Consider the following 16,407-nt stretch of genomic DNA (forward strand, 5'->3'; position numbering starts at 1 on the left):
CGTCACTGAATGTTGACGTCGACGCTGGCCGGCAGGTCGATGCGCATCAGCGCGTCGACCGTCTTCGGCGTCGGGTCGAGGATGTCGATAAGCCGCTTGTGCGTACGCATCTCGAAGTGCTCGCGCGAGTCCTTGTACTTGTGCGGCGAACGGATGACGCAGTACACGTTCTTCTCGGTCGGCAACGGCACCGGCCCGACGACACGGGCCCCAGTGCGGGTCACCGTCTCAACGATCTTGCGCGCTGACGCGTCGATCGCCTCGTGGTCGTAGGCCTTGAGCCTGATGCGGATCTTCTGTCCCGCCACGCTAAGTGTCCTTTTCTCCGCTTATACCTTCGTGATCCGGAAGCTGGCTTCCGTACCACCCTCAATTTGCACAGCCCGAACACACGAAGACGTCTCACGAGAGACCGCGATCAGGCACGCATGCCTAACCCTCGCCGCTGTTCATCTGTCATGGTTCTCCGGTCCACGCGGTCGGGCGTGTCGCCCATCCGCTCATTCCTCGGCCCCGGATAGAACTTCATCTCCGGCCTGGAACCGTGTTCCCGGACGTACCCACACCGGTTGACCCGATGAGGTACACGATTGTTGGTACTCGCCTCGCCTAGCCATCCCGTCTCACACGGAAACAGGCACGGCACTGGTACAAGGCAACCCGAACAGTATGCCCGACGCGGTCGCCTACTTCAAATCCGGCCCCCGCGAGCTGCTCCGCCCAGGTCATAGGCATGACAACGGAGACAGCAAGGTCTCCTGATGACAAGAACTTACTCGGCAGTAAGATGGGCGCATGACGAAAGAGACTGCCACCCTCCGCAGCTGGAAGAAGCTGCCGGACAACCGGCTGGGCCACACCCTGTTCTCGCTGGGCATGGTGGCGCGGGTGCCGTATTTCGGCACGGTGCTGCCGAGCGTCGTGCGGCTCGAGCCGGGCCTGTGCGAGGTGACCTCGCCGAAGTGGTTCGGCATCCACAACCACCTCGGCACCTACCACGCCATCGCGGCGTGCAACCTGGCCGAGGTGGCGATGGGCATGCTGAGCGAGGCGACCGTGCCCAGCACCCATCGCTGGATCCCGAAGGCGATGAACGTGCAGTACCTGGCCAAGGCCGAGACCAGCCTGCGGGCCGTGGCGAAGCTGACCGAGATCCCCGACTTCAGCACGATCACCGAGGGGCAGAACCTGATCGTGCCGGTGTCGGTCTACGACAAGCACGGCCTGGAGGTCGTGCACGCGGACATCACCACCTGGGTCACCCCGCAGTAAGCCCCCCGGCCGCGCCCGGCTAACAGGGAAGGGCGCGGTTGTCGTTGGCCAGCGCGCTGAGCACCGCCGCTGCCGCACGCGTATCACCAAGCAGGCCACTGTGATTCGCGATATCGGTCGGGCAGCCGTCTTGCAGCCAGATGTTGCGGTTGTCGCCGGTGGGCGAGGCGAGCAACGCGGTCTCCTGCGGGGTGATGATTTCGTCGGCGCGGGAGGCGAGCGCCGTGTACCGGACACCGGGCACGGTCTCGCCTCCCGCGTTGAGCCGGTTCAGCAGCGGTGACCCAACCACCTGCTGCTGTCCCGGGGTTCCGAAGACCTGGGCCGCGATCTGCGCGTTTTCCAGGCCGAGGGAGGCCAGATCCGGATAGTTCGTCCGGAGTCCGGCCCAGGTCGAGCCCCGATACGGGGTGCCGAGGGTGATCACCTGCGTGACCGCGTCCGCGCCCTGCGCGCGCAGGTACTGCCGGATCACCGTGCCGCCAGTCGAGTGGCCGACCAGCGCCACCTGCCGCGCGCCGGTGGCATTGCGCACCGCCTGCACGACCTCGTTCAACTCGGTGGCCATCCGATCAATGTCCGCGACGCCGTAGATGGTGCGGCCGAGCATCGCGGCGCCGACCGGGCCGATACCCATTGAGCCGGAACCGGCTTGGCCGCTCACCACGTCCCGCACGCCGGGCGTCGGCCCGAGATCCGCGGCGAACACGCAGTGGCCCTCGCCGCGCAGCAGCGGCGCGAGCAGGGCGAAACTATTGGGTGCGTCGGTGCCGGAGCCGTGCACGAGCACTACCGGCTGCGGCCGCTCCGCCGACGGGCGGCAGGCCCAGTCGTTGGCGCCCGCGAATGCCGGGATGGGCGGCACGGCGACCGCGGCCGGCGCCTGCAATACGGCCGCGCCGGCGGCAGCGAGTACCAGGCCGGCGATGCGCGCGGCCTGTTTCCGAATCCACATCTCAAATTCCCAACGGTGCAGACAGCGCAGGCCACGAGTTCTTCAACGCGTCTTCCCAATAACCCCACGAATGGGTGCCGTCCGGGTGAATGTCATAAGTCGCCGGAATGCCAAGGGTATTCAAGCGGGTCTGCATATTGCGCGAGCAGTAATTCGTGCCCGCCTCGATGACACCGCCCTTTATGAGCTGCGCCGCATAACCGTCGACGCCGGGCAGTGAATACTTGCCGTTCAATTCGTCGTACTTTCCGGGCAGTCCGCCGCCGCTGGAAATGTAGATCGACTTACCGCGCAGCCCCTCGGCCTGCACGTACGGATCGTTGGCCGCCCAGCGCGGGTCGTTGGCCGCGCCGTACATGTTCTCCAGGTTCGCCCAGCCCCAGGTCTCCACGGTCAGCCGGACGAACTCCTGGCCGACCGGGTCGCTGATCTGCGCGCAACCGCTGTACGCGGCGACGCTGGAGTAGAGGTTGCCGCTGGTGGCGGCCAGCGCGAGGGTGGTGGTGCCCGCCATGGAGAACCCGGCGATCCCGTTGCGCCCGCTGGTCGCGAAGTATTTGTCGATGAGCGGCGGCAGTTCGCGGGTCAGGAAGGTCTTCCACTTCTGCCGACCGAGCCGGGGATCGTCGTTCACCCAGTCCGCGTAGTAGCTGAACATGCCGCCGATCGGCGAGACGACGTGCACGTTCTTGGCCGAAAGGAACTGCATGGCATCGGTTTCGGTTTCCCAGGTGACGCCGTCCTCGCCGCCGCCGGCGCCCTGGAGCAGGTAGAGAACCGGGCGGGGCGCGCTGGTGTCGGCCGCGCGCTGCGTCTCCACCTGGATATCGCGATCCATCGCCGCGGAATGAATTGTCAACGTCAGCTTTCGCGCGTCGTGCTCTTGCACCGCGACAATCGATGACTCGGCCGGCGCCCCGTGCGCCGGTGTAGGCATAATCGCTATAACCGCTGCGCCCACTGTGACCGCGAGCACACTGAGCCAGCCGCGGTTGTTGCCACTCATGATTCCCCTTCTCCGGAACGCGGAAACCACCCGCGTACGGCGCCAAGACTACGGGGCGAAACAACCCTTTTTCATCACTGAAGTTGCTGGGCCACCAATTCTGGGGGCACGATTTCGTGCAATTCTCGAAGTGCTTGCTTTCACTTTGTCGGGCTTGTTCCGAGACCCGATTTCTTGGGGCTCGGCGGGCTCGGATAGTTGCGTCGGCCCGGCCACAGCGGATTGAATGCCCTCATGGGTGTCAGCGCGGTCCGGGATGTCGATGTATGTGTGGTCGGGCTCGGGCCGACCGGCCGGGCGCTGGCCCATCGCGCGATGCTGGCCGGGCTCCGCGTCACCGCCGTCGATCCGCGACCGGATCGGCTGTGGCCGCCCACCTATTCCTGCTGGATCGACGAGCTGCCGGACTGGCTGCCGTCGACCGCGATCGCGAGCACGATTCCGCGGCCGACCGTCTGGGCCAAGTCCGAGCACCGCATCGATCGCCCGTACTGCGTGTTGTCCAAAACCGGCCTGCGCGAGGCGCTCCCGCTGGACGACGCCACCGTGCGCACCGGGCGCGCGACCCGGGTCGACGCGCACGTCGTCGAACTGGCCGACGGCGCCACCATCAACGCGGCCACGGTTTTCGACACCCGCGGCCTGCCCACCCTCGGCCGGCGCCGGGCCGCCAGCGCACACGGCATCTTCGTCGCCGCCGAGACGGCCGCGCCGATGGTCGAGGACGGCGAAGGGCTGCTGCTGGATTGGCGGCCGGAGAACGGCGCGGGCCCCGACGAGCCGCCGTCGTTCCTCTACTCGGTGCCGCTCGGCGACGGCACGGTGATCTTCGAGGAGACCAGCCTCGGCCTGCGCGGCGGCATGCCGCAGCGTGAGTTGCGCAAACGCACGTTGAATCGGCTTGCCGCGCACGGCATCCGGCTCACCGGCGACGAGCCGACCGAGGCCGCGCACTATCCGCTGGATCAGCCGCCGCCGAAAAAAGGCACCGCGCAAGCGGTTCCGTTCGGCTCCCGCGGCGGGATGATGCACCCCTGCACCGGCTACAGCGTCGCCGACTCGCTCGCGCTGGTCGATACCGCGATCGAGGCACTTCAGCAGGGCCGCGACCCGATCGCCGAACTGTGGCCGTCCCGAGCCCGATTGGTCTACTGGATGCGGATGCGCGGCCTATGGGGCCTCGGCCGCCTCACCACCGAACAGTCGATGGCCATGTTCGACGCGTTCTTCACCGCCTCGCCGCGCGGACAGCGCGCCCTGCTGTCCGCCCACGACGACTACACCGCCCTCGGCGCGGTCCTGTTCAACACCGTCGCCCACACCTGGCCGTTCCGCTGGCGCTACGACCTGGTCGGCTGGACCCACCGCAACCGCTGGCTGGACTACGACTTCGATCAGGCGCCGGTCTCCGCCGCCCGGCGATAACCGCGCACGGCCGGGTAGGCGAACACCACGATCAGGCCGATCGTCCACAGCACCGTCTTCATCAGCGGCTCCGCGACCGGCCCGCCGTAGGACAGCCCGCGCATCGCGTCGATCGCACAGCTCATCGGCTGGTTCTTGATCGTCGACTGCAACCAGATCGGATAGGCGAAGGCGGGGGCGAAACCGGTGTTGAAGAACATCAGCAAGGTGTTGATGATGCCGATGATGTTCACCAGCATCACGCCCTCGGTGACGGTGGCCAGCGCGGTGACGAGCACGGCGAAGGCGACGCCGAACAGCACCGGGATACCGATCAGTGCGAGGCCGGCGAGCGGGCCCTGGTTGAACCGGAAGCCGAGCAGCAGCCCGACGCCGATCACGAACAGGGTGGTGACCAGCACACGAACGGCCTCGGCCAGCAGGCGTCCGGTCAAGCCCGCCGCACGATGAATCGGCATGGTCCAGAACCGGCCGAGCAGGCCGGTCATCTTCTCGCCCTTGAACCCGAGCGCACTGACGACCGCACCCGACATCGCCGCGACCAGCGTGAGCAAGGCCATCTGCGCGTAGATACTCGGCTGACCGGTGTAGCCGGTGATCGCGTTGCCCAGGACGATCTTGAACATCAGCAGCGTCAACGCCGGATACACCAGCGTCTGAATGGTCGTCGCGGGATCGCGCGCCCACACCAGCAGCAACCGCTTGCACTGGATCAGGCTGTGCGTGACCCAGTTGCTCAGCGAGTTCTCGGGTTTCGCCGTGACCTCGGGCAACGGCGTATTCCACGAGATCTTGTCGGTCTCATCGATCGGCGCCACGGGGGCCTGCACAGAACTCATGATCGCCTCACGCTCGCCCAGACCGCCAGCGGGATGAACACGAGCGCGAGCCCGATCACCCAGACCAGCGGCACCCACAACACTTGCCAGCTCACACCGCCCGCGGCCATGTCGCGCAGGGCGAAGGAGAACTGGGATACCGGCTGATTGCGCACGAACCCCTGAATCCAGGTCGGGAAGTTCTTTTCCGGGACGAACCCGCAGGAGAGCATGCCGAAGATCAGCGTCGGCAGGGTCAGCGCCTGGCTCAGCGACTCCGGGCTCTTGGTCAGACTGCCGAGCGCGTCGGCGCCGAGCGCCAGCGTGGTGCCGATCGCCAAGGAGAACAAGCAGAACAACGCCGCTTGCCCGAAGCCACCGACGAACCGGAAGCCGATCATGTAGCCGAAGAGCACGGCCGCGGTCAGCGAGGTGATCGAGCGAACCAACCCCGCCGCGATACGCGCGGACAACGGAACCAGCATGCCGATCGGCATCGTCTGCATTCGCGTACTCAACCCGGTCAACGCCTCGAACGCGGCCAGCTGCGCATTCGACATCATGGTGAACGCCATGGTCTGCAACACGATGATCGGCATGACGTACTGGGCGTAATCGATGCCCTGGAACTTCATCACGAAGCGCAGCGGCAGATAGAACCCGAGGGTGAACACCAGCGGCGTCACCACCGCGACGATCAACTCGCCCTTGGTGGCCATGGTCCAGACGATGCGGCCGGACAGCGCGCGCCACTGCGCGAACGAGGACAGCCGGGCCTCGGGTAGGTCCGCGAACAACGCGGCCGCGTCGGCGGCGCGGTCCGGAGCGGTAGCGGTCGTCACGCGGCGCCGCCCGAATGTCCGGTGATGGAGAGGAAGACGTCGTCGAGCGAGGGCCTGCGCAGCGCGATGTCGGCCAGTTGGATGCCCGCGGTGTCGAGCCGGCGCAGCGCCTCGGTCAGCGTGGCCGCACCCTCCGGCGCCGGAATCGAGAGCCGGTCGCCGCCGTTGAGCGCGGCCAGCACCGCGGCGGGCACCAGGTCGCCGAGCGCTGCGGCGGTCGGGCGCAGCTGCGTCGGGTCCAGCGGGACCACCTCGCAGTAGCTGCCGCCGGTCTTCTCCTTGAGCTCGTCGGCGGTGCCCTCGGCGATCACCGTGCCCTTGTCGATGACGATGATGTTGTCGCTGAGCACGTCGGCTTCTTCGAGGTACTGCGTGGTCAGCAGGACCGTGATGCCCTGCGCCTTCAGCGCGTTCACCAGATCCCAGACGCCTTGCCGGCTGCGCGGATCCAGGCCGGTGGTCGGCTCGTCGAGGAACACCACCTCGGGCCGCACCACCAGACCACAGGCGATGTCGACCCGGCGGCGCATGCCGCCGGAGTAGTGCCGCACCGCGCGACGGCCGGCGCTCACCAGGTCGAATTCCTCGAGCAGGGTGTCGGCCCGCTTGCGCGCGGCGGACTTGGCCAGGCCCATCAGGCGACCGAAGAGTTCCAGGTTTTCCCGGCCGGACAGGTTCTCGTCCAGCGCGGCGTACTGGCCGGTCATCATGATCGACCGGCGCACGCCCGCCGCGTCCTTGAGCACGTCGTGCCCGGCGACGATGGCGGTGCCGGAGTCCGGGCGCAGCAGCGTGGACAGGATCTTCACCATCGTCGTCTTGCCCGCGCCGTTCGGTCCGAGGATGCCGAGGACGGAGGCGCGGTCGGCGACGAAGCTGACCCCCTGCAGTGCATGCACATCGCCGAACGACTTCCGCACGTCCGTTACCCGGACCGCTGGCTCACTGGCATGCAGATCTGCTTGGTTCAAGCTCGGCATCAACTCTCCACTATCGGCATTTGCGACGACTCAGGGGCCGCCGGAGCGCGCGCGTATACGTCCCCATAAGAGATCCGTAGCGCTTGGCGTGATGTTACCGGCACGCAGGGTTCGTACCGGGTCGCCCGCGCGCTACCCAACGGGAGCGCGGACTAAATGTGTCCTTACTCACACTCACGGATATCCGTCCGGCGCGGCCCGGATCGTCGCTGGTGAACCCTGTCAAGGGCAGCGCGGTGGCGGCGGACGTGCCTTGTCGGCCCGTCGCGGCGACCATAGTCTGCTAATTGGGGGAACCACACTCACTCGTCCGCGGCGGCCGCCTCGCAAGTGGCCCGCACGCCGATTTCGATACTGCGAGAGGTGATCATGGCCGAGTCCGCGCAGCCACAAGTGGCGGCGCAGCCCGGAGGATCGGGCCGATCGAACGTGCTGACGTCCTACGACCCGCGCACCGGCGAGACCGTCGGCAACTACGCCGTGATGGGCGCGGGCGAAATCAACCGCACCGTACGGGCCGCTCATGCGGCCGAAAAGTGGTGGGCCGAGCTGGGTTTCAGCGGTCGCAAGCGCTGGCTGCTCGACTGGAAGCGCGACATCGCCCGCCGCGCAGGCGAATTGGTCGAGATTCTGTCCGAGGAAACGGGAAAACCGGAGGCGGACGCGGCAATCGAGGTGATGCTCGCGGTCGAGAACCTCGACTGGGCCGCCCGTAACGCCGCCCGCGCGCTCGGCAGGCAGAAGCTCGGCTCCACCTGGCTGACCCGCAACCAGCAGGCCTCGGTCGGCTACCTGCCGCTCGGCGTGATCGGTGTGCTCGGCCCGTGGAACAACCCGGTGTTCACCCCGATGGGCTCGATCGCCTACGCGATGGCGGCGGGCAACACGGTGGTGTTCAAGCCGCATGAACTGACCACCGGCGTCGGTGTCTGGCTGGCCGAGAGCTGGTCCCGGCTGGCGCCGAATCAGCCGGTGCTGCAAGTGGTTACCGGCGATCACGCGACCGGCTCCGCGCTGTGCCGGGCCAAGGTGGACAAGATCGCCTATGCCGGTTCGGATTCCGGCGCGCGCGAGGTGATCGCGCTGTGTACGCAGACGATGACGCCGGTGGTGGTGGAGCGCAGCGGCAAGGGCAGCATGGTCGTGCACGTCGACGCGAAGCTCGACGACGCCGCCGAGGCCGCGGTGTTCGGCGCGATGGCCAACGCCGGGCAGAACGCGACCGGGATTCAGCGGGCCTACGTCGCCGAGTCGGTCTACGAACCGTTCCTGGAGCTGGTGGCCGCGCAGGCCGCCAAGCTGCGCCCCGGCGCGGACAAGCGCGCGTCGTACGGCCCGATGATCCTGGAATCGCAGGTCGAGGTGGTGCGCAAGCAGATTCGCGACGCACTCGCCCGCGGTGGGCGCGCGGTGGTCGGCGGCCTGGATTCGATTCGCGAGCCGTACATCGAACCCGTGGTGCTGGCCGAGGTGCCCGAGGAGAGCCTGGCGATCACCGGCGAGGGCATCGGGCCCGTGCTGGTGGTGAACAAGGTGAGCAGCATGGAGGAGGCCGCGCAGCGGATCAACGCGGTGGGCAACGACGTCGCGGTCTCGGTGTTCACCAGGGACGTGCACGAGATCGAGACATTCGCCGAGCACCTACGCGTCGGCGTGGTCACCATCAATTCCTCGACCGCGTATGCGGGCATTCCCGCGCTGCCGTTCGGCGGGGTCGGCGAATACGGGCAGGGCCATAGCCACGGTGATCAGGGCTTACGCGAGTTCAGCCATACCCTGGCGATCGCGCGTAAGCGCTACAAAGCCCCGGTCAACCTGTCTACCTTCGACCGCCACCCCCGCCATTTGCGCTTGGCCAAGACCATCTTCCGCATCCGGCACGGGCGACGCACTTGACAAGCCACACGCACGCTTCTTGATTTCTCGCACCTGGAATCGCCTGCGATTTCCGGTGCGAGAAATCAGAAGGCGTGCGGCGGAACCGATTTCGTCGGCGGAGGTTACGCCTTGTCGCCGAGCAGGACGGCCCGCATGAGCGCGGTCACTCGGGCCAATTGCGCTGGGCGGGAGTCGAATCGGAGGAGGCGGCCGACATCGATCACCTGGCCGATGGCGGCGTGCACGCGGAATCGCGCCTCGACCGGATCGCCGTCCAGCAGATTGGCCCATTCGAGCACGTTCTGCCGTTGAATGGCGCGCAGCTTGTGCTGCTCGGCCGGCGGGAGGTTACTGAATTCGGCGTAGTAGACCGGCATGATCTCCGGCATCGCGAAGGTGAGCCGGGCCTGGCGTTCGGCGATCCGGCGCACCGCGTCCTCGCGGCTGGTCGCCTCGGCCAGCGCCTCGGTGATCGCGAGCGCGACCCGGTCGCCGGTCCGGTAGAACGCGGCGGCGAGCAGGTCGGACTTGCTGGCGAAGTAGCGGTACACGCTGGAGGCGTTGATGCCGACGGCCGCGCCGATCTCCTCGATGCTCGCCTCGTGATAGCCCTGCCTGCCGAAGATCCGGATCGCCTCGGTGAGCAGCTGTTCGCGTTTCGACGAGACCGGCAGGCCGCGGGTGACCGGTCCCGGATCCGGTTCCGGCGGCGCGGGCGGCAGCTCGGCGCGCAGGATCGCCCAGGACATGTCGCGCAGCAATGGCAGCAGCTTGGCCCCGGACAGCGCGCTGCGATGCGCGGAAATACTGGCGACCGCGCTGAGCACGGCGGCGGCCAGCATCGCCACGTCGGCGGGCGGCGCGTCCGGGCGCAGCAGCGCGATCGGTTCGGCGAGGGTGCCGTTCAGGTCGTCGTAGATCTTGCGGATCCGGACCCGATCTTCGCGTTCCAGGTAGCGCCGCTCCCAGCGGTACAGCCCGGCCTCGCGGCGGATCTCGATGGTGTGCTCGCTGATCGCCCGGATCAGCGCGTCCAGCCGCTGCTCGGGTTCGAGCTGCGGGTCGTCCGCGGCACGCGCGACGTTCAGCAGGTGCCGGGCGCCCTCTTCGGCGGCCGCGACGAGCAGCGCGTATTTATTGGTGAAGTGCCGATACAGCGCGGGTCCGGAGATCCCCACCTCGGCGGCGATCTCGTCGACGCCGACCGGGTAGTACCCGCGATCGCTGAACGCGCGCGCGGCCGCCCGGATGATCTGCACTTTGCGATCCTTGGGACGCCGGCGCACCGGCGCATCCGGTCGCGCGGAAGCGAGGCCGACCTCGCTGCGATCCGCGACCATGCACCTCTCCGTTCTCCGGCGGCGCCGCTGGTTGACAGCGCCCGACAATGGAACCTAAGTTAACCACAATTCGCAAAGTTAACCAGTATTCATGGCAGGGTAGCCGCTGAGTTCCAGCGTAGGAGCAAACATGAGCAATACCGATTCCGCGGCAGTAGACGTGTCATCCACGCCTGCGGCCGGCTTTTCGGCGGTGCACGACGGCAAGGTGCTGCGGGTGACCATCGCCAACCCGAAGCGCAAGAACGCCGTCGACTACGACACCATGGTCGCGCTCGGCGACACCTTCGTGCACGCGGCCCAGGACAAGTCGGTGCGGGTAATCGTGCTGACCGGCGAGGGCGGCGACTTCTGCACCGGCGCCGACCTCTCCGCCACCGTGCGCGAGGCCCAGCGCGGCATCACCCCCGACATGACGATGGACGCCGCCAACCGATTGGTGCAGGCCATCGTCGACGCCCCCATCCCGGTGATCGCCCGGGTCAAGGGCGCCGCGGCCGGCGTCGGCGTGGCCGTCGCCCTGGCCGCCGACCTGGTCTACGCCAGCGACGACGCCTACCTGCTGCTCGCGTTCATCAACATCGGCCTGATGCCAGACGGCGGCGCCGCCGCGATGATCGCCGCCGCCGCGGGCCGCCCGCTCGCCGCGGAGATGGCTCTGCTCGGCGAACGCCTCCCCGCCCCCGCCGCCAAACAGGCGGGCCTGTTCACCGCCGTAGTCCCCGAAGCCGAACTCGACCAGAAGGTCGAAGCCGCCGCCGCCAAGCTCGCCACCGGCCCCCGCCGCGCCCTCGAACTGACCAAGCAAGCCCTCAACCAAGCGACGCTGACCGCCCTCGCCCCCGCCTTGGCGGCCGAAAAGTCCGGCCAGACCGAACTTTTGACGTCCCCCGACTTCCTCGAGGGCGCCACCGCCATGCTCACCAAGCGCAAACCGGTCTTCGGCGACTGACACGGCTCCGGCCTGAGGGCTCGGCGCGGCGGGACAGCTAAGCTCCTCGGCTATGGGCTACCTGGTTACCGGGGCAACTGGGTTCATCGGTCGGTTCCTCATCCCCGAGCTGCTGAAACGCGGGGGTGACATCCATGTGCTGGTCCGGCCGGGCACCGAGTCCGCCGACCGGTTCACCTACTGTGCCCGCGAGTGGGGCGGCGAAGATCGGGTGCGGCCGGTGCCCGGCGATCTCGGCGCGCCCGGTCTGGGCATCGATCCGACCTGGCTGGCCGAGCATCGCGGCACGATCGACCATGTCTTCCATCTGGCGTCCAGCTACGACGTCGCCGAGCGCAGCGACGGCACCCGGCATCTGGTCGACGTCGCCGAAAGCCTGAAAGCCGTTCTGCTGCACTACGTCTCGACGGTCGACGTGGCCGGTTCGGCGGAGGGCCTGTTCACCGAGGACATGTTCGACGAGGGCCAGGCGCTGACCACGCCGGCGCAGCGAACCAAGTTCGAGGCCGAGCGGATCGTCCGCGCCGCCGCCATGCCGTGGCGCATCTACCGGCCGTCGATCGTGATCGGCCATTCCCGGACCGGCGAGATCGACCGAATCGACGGCCCCTACTACTTCTTCCGCCTGCTGCGCATGGGCGCGCAGCTCCCGCGCATCCTGCCGGTGCTGGTGCCCAAGCTCGGCGAAACCAACATGGTCCCGGTCGATTTCGTCGCCCGCGCGCTGGATCACATTGCGCACCAACCCGGCTCGAACGCCACGACCTACCACCTGGTCGATCCGCGCAGACAGACCGTCGCCGACGCCCTGAACCTGTTCGCCGACGAGGCCGGCGCACCCCACCTGGTCGAGGTGATGCCCAAGCGCACCCTCGACCTGGTGCGCCAGGTGCCCGGCGCCTCCTGGGTCCTCCCCCGCGTCGGCGTCCCCCGAGACATCCTGGAGCACAGCGAATTCAGCTGCTGGTTCGACTGCCGCCACACCGCCGCCGCCCTGTCCGGCACCGATATCAAGGTCCCACCGCTAGCCGGCTACGCCCCCCTGATCTGGAAGTACTGGATCGAGAACTGGGTCTGAGTCCCAACCTAGCCCACCTCCCATCGAGGTGAGTCAAATGGTCGCTAAATGATCTTCAACAGCAACCATATGACTCCCCTCAATAACTGGAACGACCTTATGACTCCCCTCGACGCACCCAACCACCATTTGACTCACCTCGAATACACCCAGCGACGACATGACCCGAGCCGTCTTTGTCCCAAGCCTCTCTGAACCGGACCACAGCCAAGTGACCACGCCGGAACTCCCACGTTGCCCATACCAACAGCGGGAGGTAAGCCGGGTACCCCACCTGACGCGCCCAGCACTGCTCCAGTGAAAACCTGGGACAAGTCTTCAGAACTACGAACCAGGCCCGCACCGCGAATCTTTCCCCTTGGAGCAGGTACACCTACCCGATAGGTACAACTAAGGACATCCCAGAGTGACCTGGCCAGTAAAACTGAAGACCTACACCGGTTTTCACTGAAGTAGTGCTGAGCACGTCGTGTGCCGTACCCGGCTTTAGTTATCAGTCAGGCACGCGATGTCGCGTTCCAGCGTGGTCATCTGGCTGTGGTCCCGTCACAAGCGCTTCGGACAAGAGCGTGGTCGGCCGGCGGTTTCGTGGTGGTTCGAAAAGGGGTCCAGATAGTGAACCTGCCTGCGAAGCGCCCCTGCAGCCGGTCCCCTCGAAGATCTGCACCCTCTCTCGGGATCCGCACCGACAATAGGGCCCCATAGTCGGTGCAAATCCCGAGTTAGAGTGCGGATTCCGCTGTCGGCCGGGCGAGGATCGCCAGATTGCCCACAGCAGCATTTCCGTGGCGGCTGGTAGTCACGTCACCGGTGGGCCTGCCTGCGAAACCTCCCCTCGCAGACATCCCCAAGATCCGCACTCGCTCTCGGGATCCGCACCGACAATAGGACCCTAAAGTCAGTGCAAATCCCTAGTGAGAGTGCAGATCCCGCCGTCGGCGGGGCGAGGATCGCCAGATTGCCCACAGCAGCATTTTCATTGCCCACAGCAGCACTTTCGTGGCGACAGGTAGTCGTGTCACCGGTGCGGCCTACCCGCAGGCCTCCCCCGAGCAGACATCCCCAACATCCGCACTCCCTCTCGGGATCCGCACCGGGAATACGGCCCTAAAGTCGGTGCAGATCCCTAGTGAGAGTGCGGATTCCGCCGTTTGCGGGGCGAGGATCGCCCACAGCAGCACTTTCGTGGCAGCTGATAGTCACGTCACCGATGAGGCCTGCCCGCGAAACCTCCCCCTCGCCGACATCCCCAACATACGCACCCTCTCTCGGGATCCGCACCGACAATAGGGCCCTAAAGTCAGTGCAAATCCATAGTTAGAGTGCAGATTCCGCGCGTCTGTGCAGAGAGTGGGTGCCGCACACCGTTTACATAAGCTGCACACCCTCTACAACGGGTGTGCAGCTTAGGCAACGGGTGTGCAGTCTCAGCCCGGCCGCTTGACGTGTTGCGGCAGGCTGCACTTGCCGTCTGCCGGCGAATGGTTCGGCCGCCGTTCGGGTTTCAGGCGCCGGTGACCGTGAGGTAGATCAGGGCTACGTTGAGGGCCGAGATGATGGCGGCGATCAGCCAGGCCAGGATGGTGGTGACGCGGTGGTTGACGTCGTTGCCCATCAGGACCCGATCGCTGGTGAAGCGCACCAGGGGGATCAGCGCGAACGGGATGCCGAAGGACAGCACCACCTGCGAAATGATCAGTGCGCGAGTGGGATCGATGCCCACGCCGAGGATCACCAGGGCGGGGATCAGGGTGACCAGGCGGCGCAGGAGCAGCGGGATGTGGCGGCGCAGCAGGCCCTGCATGATCATCGCGCCCGCGTAGGCGCCGACCGAGGTCGAGGCCAGGCCGGAGGCGAGCAGGCCGATGGCGAGCAGCAGCGCCGCGACCGGACCGAGCGCGTCGCCGACGGCGGTGTGCGCGTCCTGCAACGTCTCGATCTCGCGGTCGCGCAACGTATTCGCCGCCATCAGCAGCATCGCCAGATTGACCGTGCCGGCCAGCAGCATCGCCAGCACCACATCGACCTTGGTGATCTTGAGCAGCCGAACCCGCAGCGGCCCGACCGGCGGGTGCCCGTGCCGGTCCCTGGCCAGGCCGGAGTGCAGGTACACCGCGTGCGGCATCACCGTCGCGCCGATCATGGCCGCGGCGAGCAGCACGCTCTCCGATCCCTGAAACCTGGGCAGCAGGCCACCGAGGGTGCCGCCGACCGAGGGCGGTGAGATGAAGATGCTGGCCAGGAAGCCGATGGCGATCACCGCGAGCAACCCGGTGATCACCCGCTCGAACGGCTGCTGCCCGCGCCGGTCCTGCACCAGCAGCAGGCCCATCGAGACCACGCCGGTGATCACGCCGCCGACCAGTAGCGGCAGCTGGAACAGCAGGTTGAGCGCGATCGCACCGCCGACCACCTCGGCCAGGTCGGTGGCCATCGCGACGGTCTCGGCCTGCCCCCAGTAGGCGAGCCGGGTACCCCGCCCCGACCGTTCCCGCACCGCCTCCGGCAGCGACATGCCGGTCACCAATCCCAGCTTGGCCGAAAGGAATTGGACGAGTCCCGCCATCACGTTGGCCATCACGATGACCCACACGAGCAGATACCCGAACTTCGCGCCCGCGCTGATGTTCGACGCCACGTTGCCGGGGTCGACGTACGCGATCGCCGCCACAAAGGCAGGGCCGAGCAGGAGGCTGGCCGCACGGGCCCGCTGGGACGCAGCTTTAGCGGACTCCGCCATCGTCGTACTCACAGAACAGAATTTTACGGGTTCCCGAACTTTTTCGTTAGTCCTACCCGTAAAAAGCAACCGCCTGGTCATACCCGAAGGTATAACCAGGCGGTCGGTCGGTATTTAGTGGGTCGGTCAGATCCCCAGGCCGCGGGCCAGGACCGGCCAGGACAGCTGGAACTCGTCGCGCCAGTAGCCCCACGAGTGGGTGCCGCTGTTGCGGAAGTTGTAGGTCGCCGGGATGCCCAGCGAATCCAGCTTGCCCTTGAGGTTGTTGGTGCAGAAGTTGGTGCCTGCCTCGATCACGCCGCCGATGATGATCTGGTTGGCCAGACCGTAGGCGCCGGGCAGCGCGTACTTGCCGTCGAGCGTGTCGTACTGGCCGGGCAGACCGTTGCCGGTCGAGATGTAGAGGTCGAGTCCGCGCAGGCCCTCGGCGTGCACATACGGATCGTTGGCCGCCCAGTCCGGCGCTCCCGGCGGGCCCCACATGTTTTCGGTGTTGCCGCCGCCCCAGGTCTCGACGGTGAGCTTGACGAACTCCGAGCCGACCGGGTCACTGGTCTGGGCGCAGCCGCTGTAGGCCGCGGCCGCCTTGTACAGGCCGGGCTTGGCGATCGGCAGCGCGAGCACGGTGGTGCCCGAGGTGGACAGGCCGGCGATCGCGTTCACGCCGTTGGTGCCCAGCGCACCGTCGACCAGCGGCGGCAGCTCCTCGGTGAAGAAGGTCTTCCACTTGTTGCGGCCGAGCGTCGGGTCGTCCTTGATCCAGTCGGTGTAGTAGCTCCACTTGCCGCCGATCGGCTGGATCACGTTGACGTTCTTGTCCGAAAGGAACGCCAGCGCATCGGTCTTCGCCTGCCAGGAGGCATCGTCCTGGCCGCCGCCCGCGCCGTTGAGCAGGTACAGGGTCGGGCGCGGGACCGACGCGTCGGCCGGGCGCTGCACGTCGATGATGACCTTCTGATCCATCGCCGCCGAGTACACGTACAGCCGGATGTTGCGGGCATCCTTGTACTCGGCCTTGGTGATCTTCGAGCCGTCGGGCGAGGTCGGGTTGGCCAGCAGACTCTTGCCGTCGATGATCGGGTCAGCGGCCGAGGCGGGGGTTACGCCGAGGCCGGTCATCA

14 protein-coding genes are annotated in these 16,407 nt (G+C 67.0%); 5 read left to right on the forward strand and 9 right to left on the reverse strand.

The window, feature by feature from the left end:
* Nucleotides 1-2: 2 nt before the first annotated feature.
* Nucleotides 3-308 (reverse strand): 30S ribosomal protein S10, encoded by a 306-nt coding sequence (rpsJ, locus tag AB0M22_RS35360; protein ID WP_003938093.1) that lies wholly within the window; start codon nt 306-308, stop codon nt 3-5.
* 487 nt (nt 309-795) lie between these two features.
* Here rpsJ and AB0M22_RS35365 point away from each other — a divergent pair, with 487 nt between their 5' ends.
* Nucleotides 796-1,272 carry a hotdog fold domain-containing protein gene (locus AB0M22_RS35365; RefSeq protein ID WP_150404055.1) on the forward strand — a complete coding sequence of 159 codons (477 nt, stop codon included), beginning with the start codon at nt 796-798 and terminating at the stop codon, nt 1,270-1,272.
* Between the two features lie 19 nt (nt 1,273-1,291).
* On the opposite strand, the gene AB0M22_RS35370 is transcribed toward AB0M22_RS35365, so the two are convergent.
* Complete coding sequence (locus AB0M22_RS35370; protein ID WP_364736287.1) at nt 1,292-2,227, reverse strand: alpha/beta fold hydrolase; 936 nt, start codon at nt 2,225-2,227, stop codon at nt 1,292-1,294.
* A 1-nt stretch (nt 2,228) separates the two neighbouring features.
* The gene (locus AB0M22_RS35375; protein WP_364736289.1) at nt 2,229-3,233 is read right to left on the reverse strand and encodes an alpha/beta hydrolase family protein; all 1,005 of its coding nucleotides are present in this window, start codon (nt 3,231-3,233) and stop codon (nt 2,229-2,231) included.
* A gap of 234 nt (nt 3,234-3,467) precedes the next feature.
* Here AB0M22_RS35375 and AB0M22_RS35380 point away from each other — a divergent pair, with 234 nt between their 5' ends.
* Nucleotides 3,468-4,658, forward strand: coding sequence for a lycopene cyclase family protein (locus AB0M22_RS35380; RefSeq protein ID WP_364736291.1), 1,191 nt, complete (start codon nt 3,468-3,470; stop codon nt 4,656-4,658).
* Here AB0M22_RS35380 and AB0M22_RS35385 read toward each other — a convergent pair.
* From AB0M22_RS35385 to AB0M22_RS35395, 3 genes are read right to left on the reverse strand one after another with little or no spacing between them, the layout of a single operon-like run.
* The gene (locus AB0M22_RS35385; RefSeq protein ID WP_364736293.1) at nt 4,628-5,497 is read right to left on the reverse strand and encodes an ABC transporter permease; all 870 of its coding nucleotides are present in this window, start codon (nt 5,495-5,497) and stop codon (nt 4,628-4,630) included. The two genes, AB0M22_RS35380 and AB0M22_RS35385, sit on opposite strands and share 31 nt — an antisense overlap.
* Nucleotides 5,494-6,273 (reverse strand): ABC transporter permease, encoded by a 780-nt coding sequence (locus AB0M22_RS35390; protein ID WP_364736622.1) that lies wholly within the window; start codon nt 6,271-6,273, stop codon nt 5,494-5,496. Before AB0M22_RS35390 ends, AB0M22_RS35385 begins: the two co-directional genes overlap by 4 nt.
* A gap of 41 nt (nt 6,274-6,314) precedes the next feature.
* The gene (locus AB0M22_RS35395; RefSeq protein ID WP_364736295.1) at nt 6,315-7,298 is read right to left on the reverse strand and encodes an ATP-binding cassette domain-containing protein; all 984 of its coding nucleotides are present in this window, start codon (nt 7,296-7,298) and stop codon (nt 6,315-6,317) included.
* A 369-nt stretch (nt 7,299-7,667) separates the two neighbouring features.
* On the opposite strand from AB0M22_RS35395, the gene AB0M22_RS35400 reads away from it, so the two are divergent.
* Entirely contained in the window at nt 7,668-9,194 is a 1,527-nt protein-coding gene (locus tag AB0M22_RS35400; RefSeq protein WP_364736624.1) for an aldehyde dehydrogenase family protein, read from the forward strand.
* A 104-nt stretch (nt 9,195-9,298) separates the two neighbouring features.
* Here AB0M22_RS35400 and AB0M22_RS35405 read toward each other — a convergent pair whose 3' ends face one another.
* The gene (locus AB0M22_RS35405; RefSeq protein WP_364736297.1) at nt 9,299-10,516 is read right to left on the reverse strand and encodes a helix-turn-helix domain-containing protein; all 1,218 of its coding nucleotides are present in this window, start codon (nt 10,514-10,516) and stop codon (nt 9,299-9,301) included.
* Between the two features lie 130 nt (nt 10,517-10,646).
* On the opposite strand from AB0M22_RS35405, the gene AB0M22_RS35410 reads away from it, so the two are divergent.
* The gene (locus tag AB0M22_RS35410) at nt 10,647-11,468 is read left to right on the forward strand and encodes an enoyl-CoA hydratase-related protein (protein ID WP_364736299.1); all 822 of its coding nucleotides are present in this window, start codon (nt 10,647-10,649) and stop codon (nt 11,466-11,468) included.
* 52 nt (nt 11,469-11,520) lie between these two features.
* A complete protein-coding gene (locus tag AB0M22_RS35415) occupies nt 11,521-12,546 on the forward strand; it encodes an SDR family oxidoreductase (protein ID WP_364736301.1) in 1,026 nt (341 codons plus the stop codon).
* Between the two features lie 1,504 nt (nt 12,547-14,050).
* Here the strand turns inward: AB0M22_RS35415 and AB0M22_RS35420 are convergent.
* A complete protein-coding gene (locus AB0M22_RS35420; RefSeq protein ID WP_364736303.1) occupies nt 14,051-15,298 on the reverse strand; it encodes an Nramp family divalent metal transporter in 1,248 nt (415 codons plus the stop codon).
* Between the two features lie 114 nt (nt 15,299-15,412).
* Nucleotides 15,413-16,405 (reverse strand): alpha/beta hydrolase family protein, encoded by a 993-nt coding sequence (locus tag AB0M22_RS35425; protein WP_364736626.1) that lies wholly within the window; start codon nt 16,403-16,405, stop codon nt 15,413-15,415.
* Between the last annotated feature and the right edge of the window lie 2 nt (nt 16,406-16,407).

Source organism: Nocardia sp. NPDC051756, from assembly GCF_040681495.1.
Classification (GTDB): domain Bacteria; phylum Actinomycetota; class Actinomycetes; order Mycobacteriales; family Mycobacteriaceae; genus Nocardia.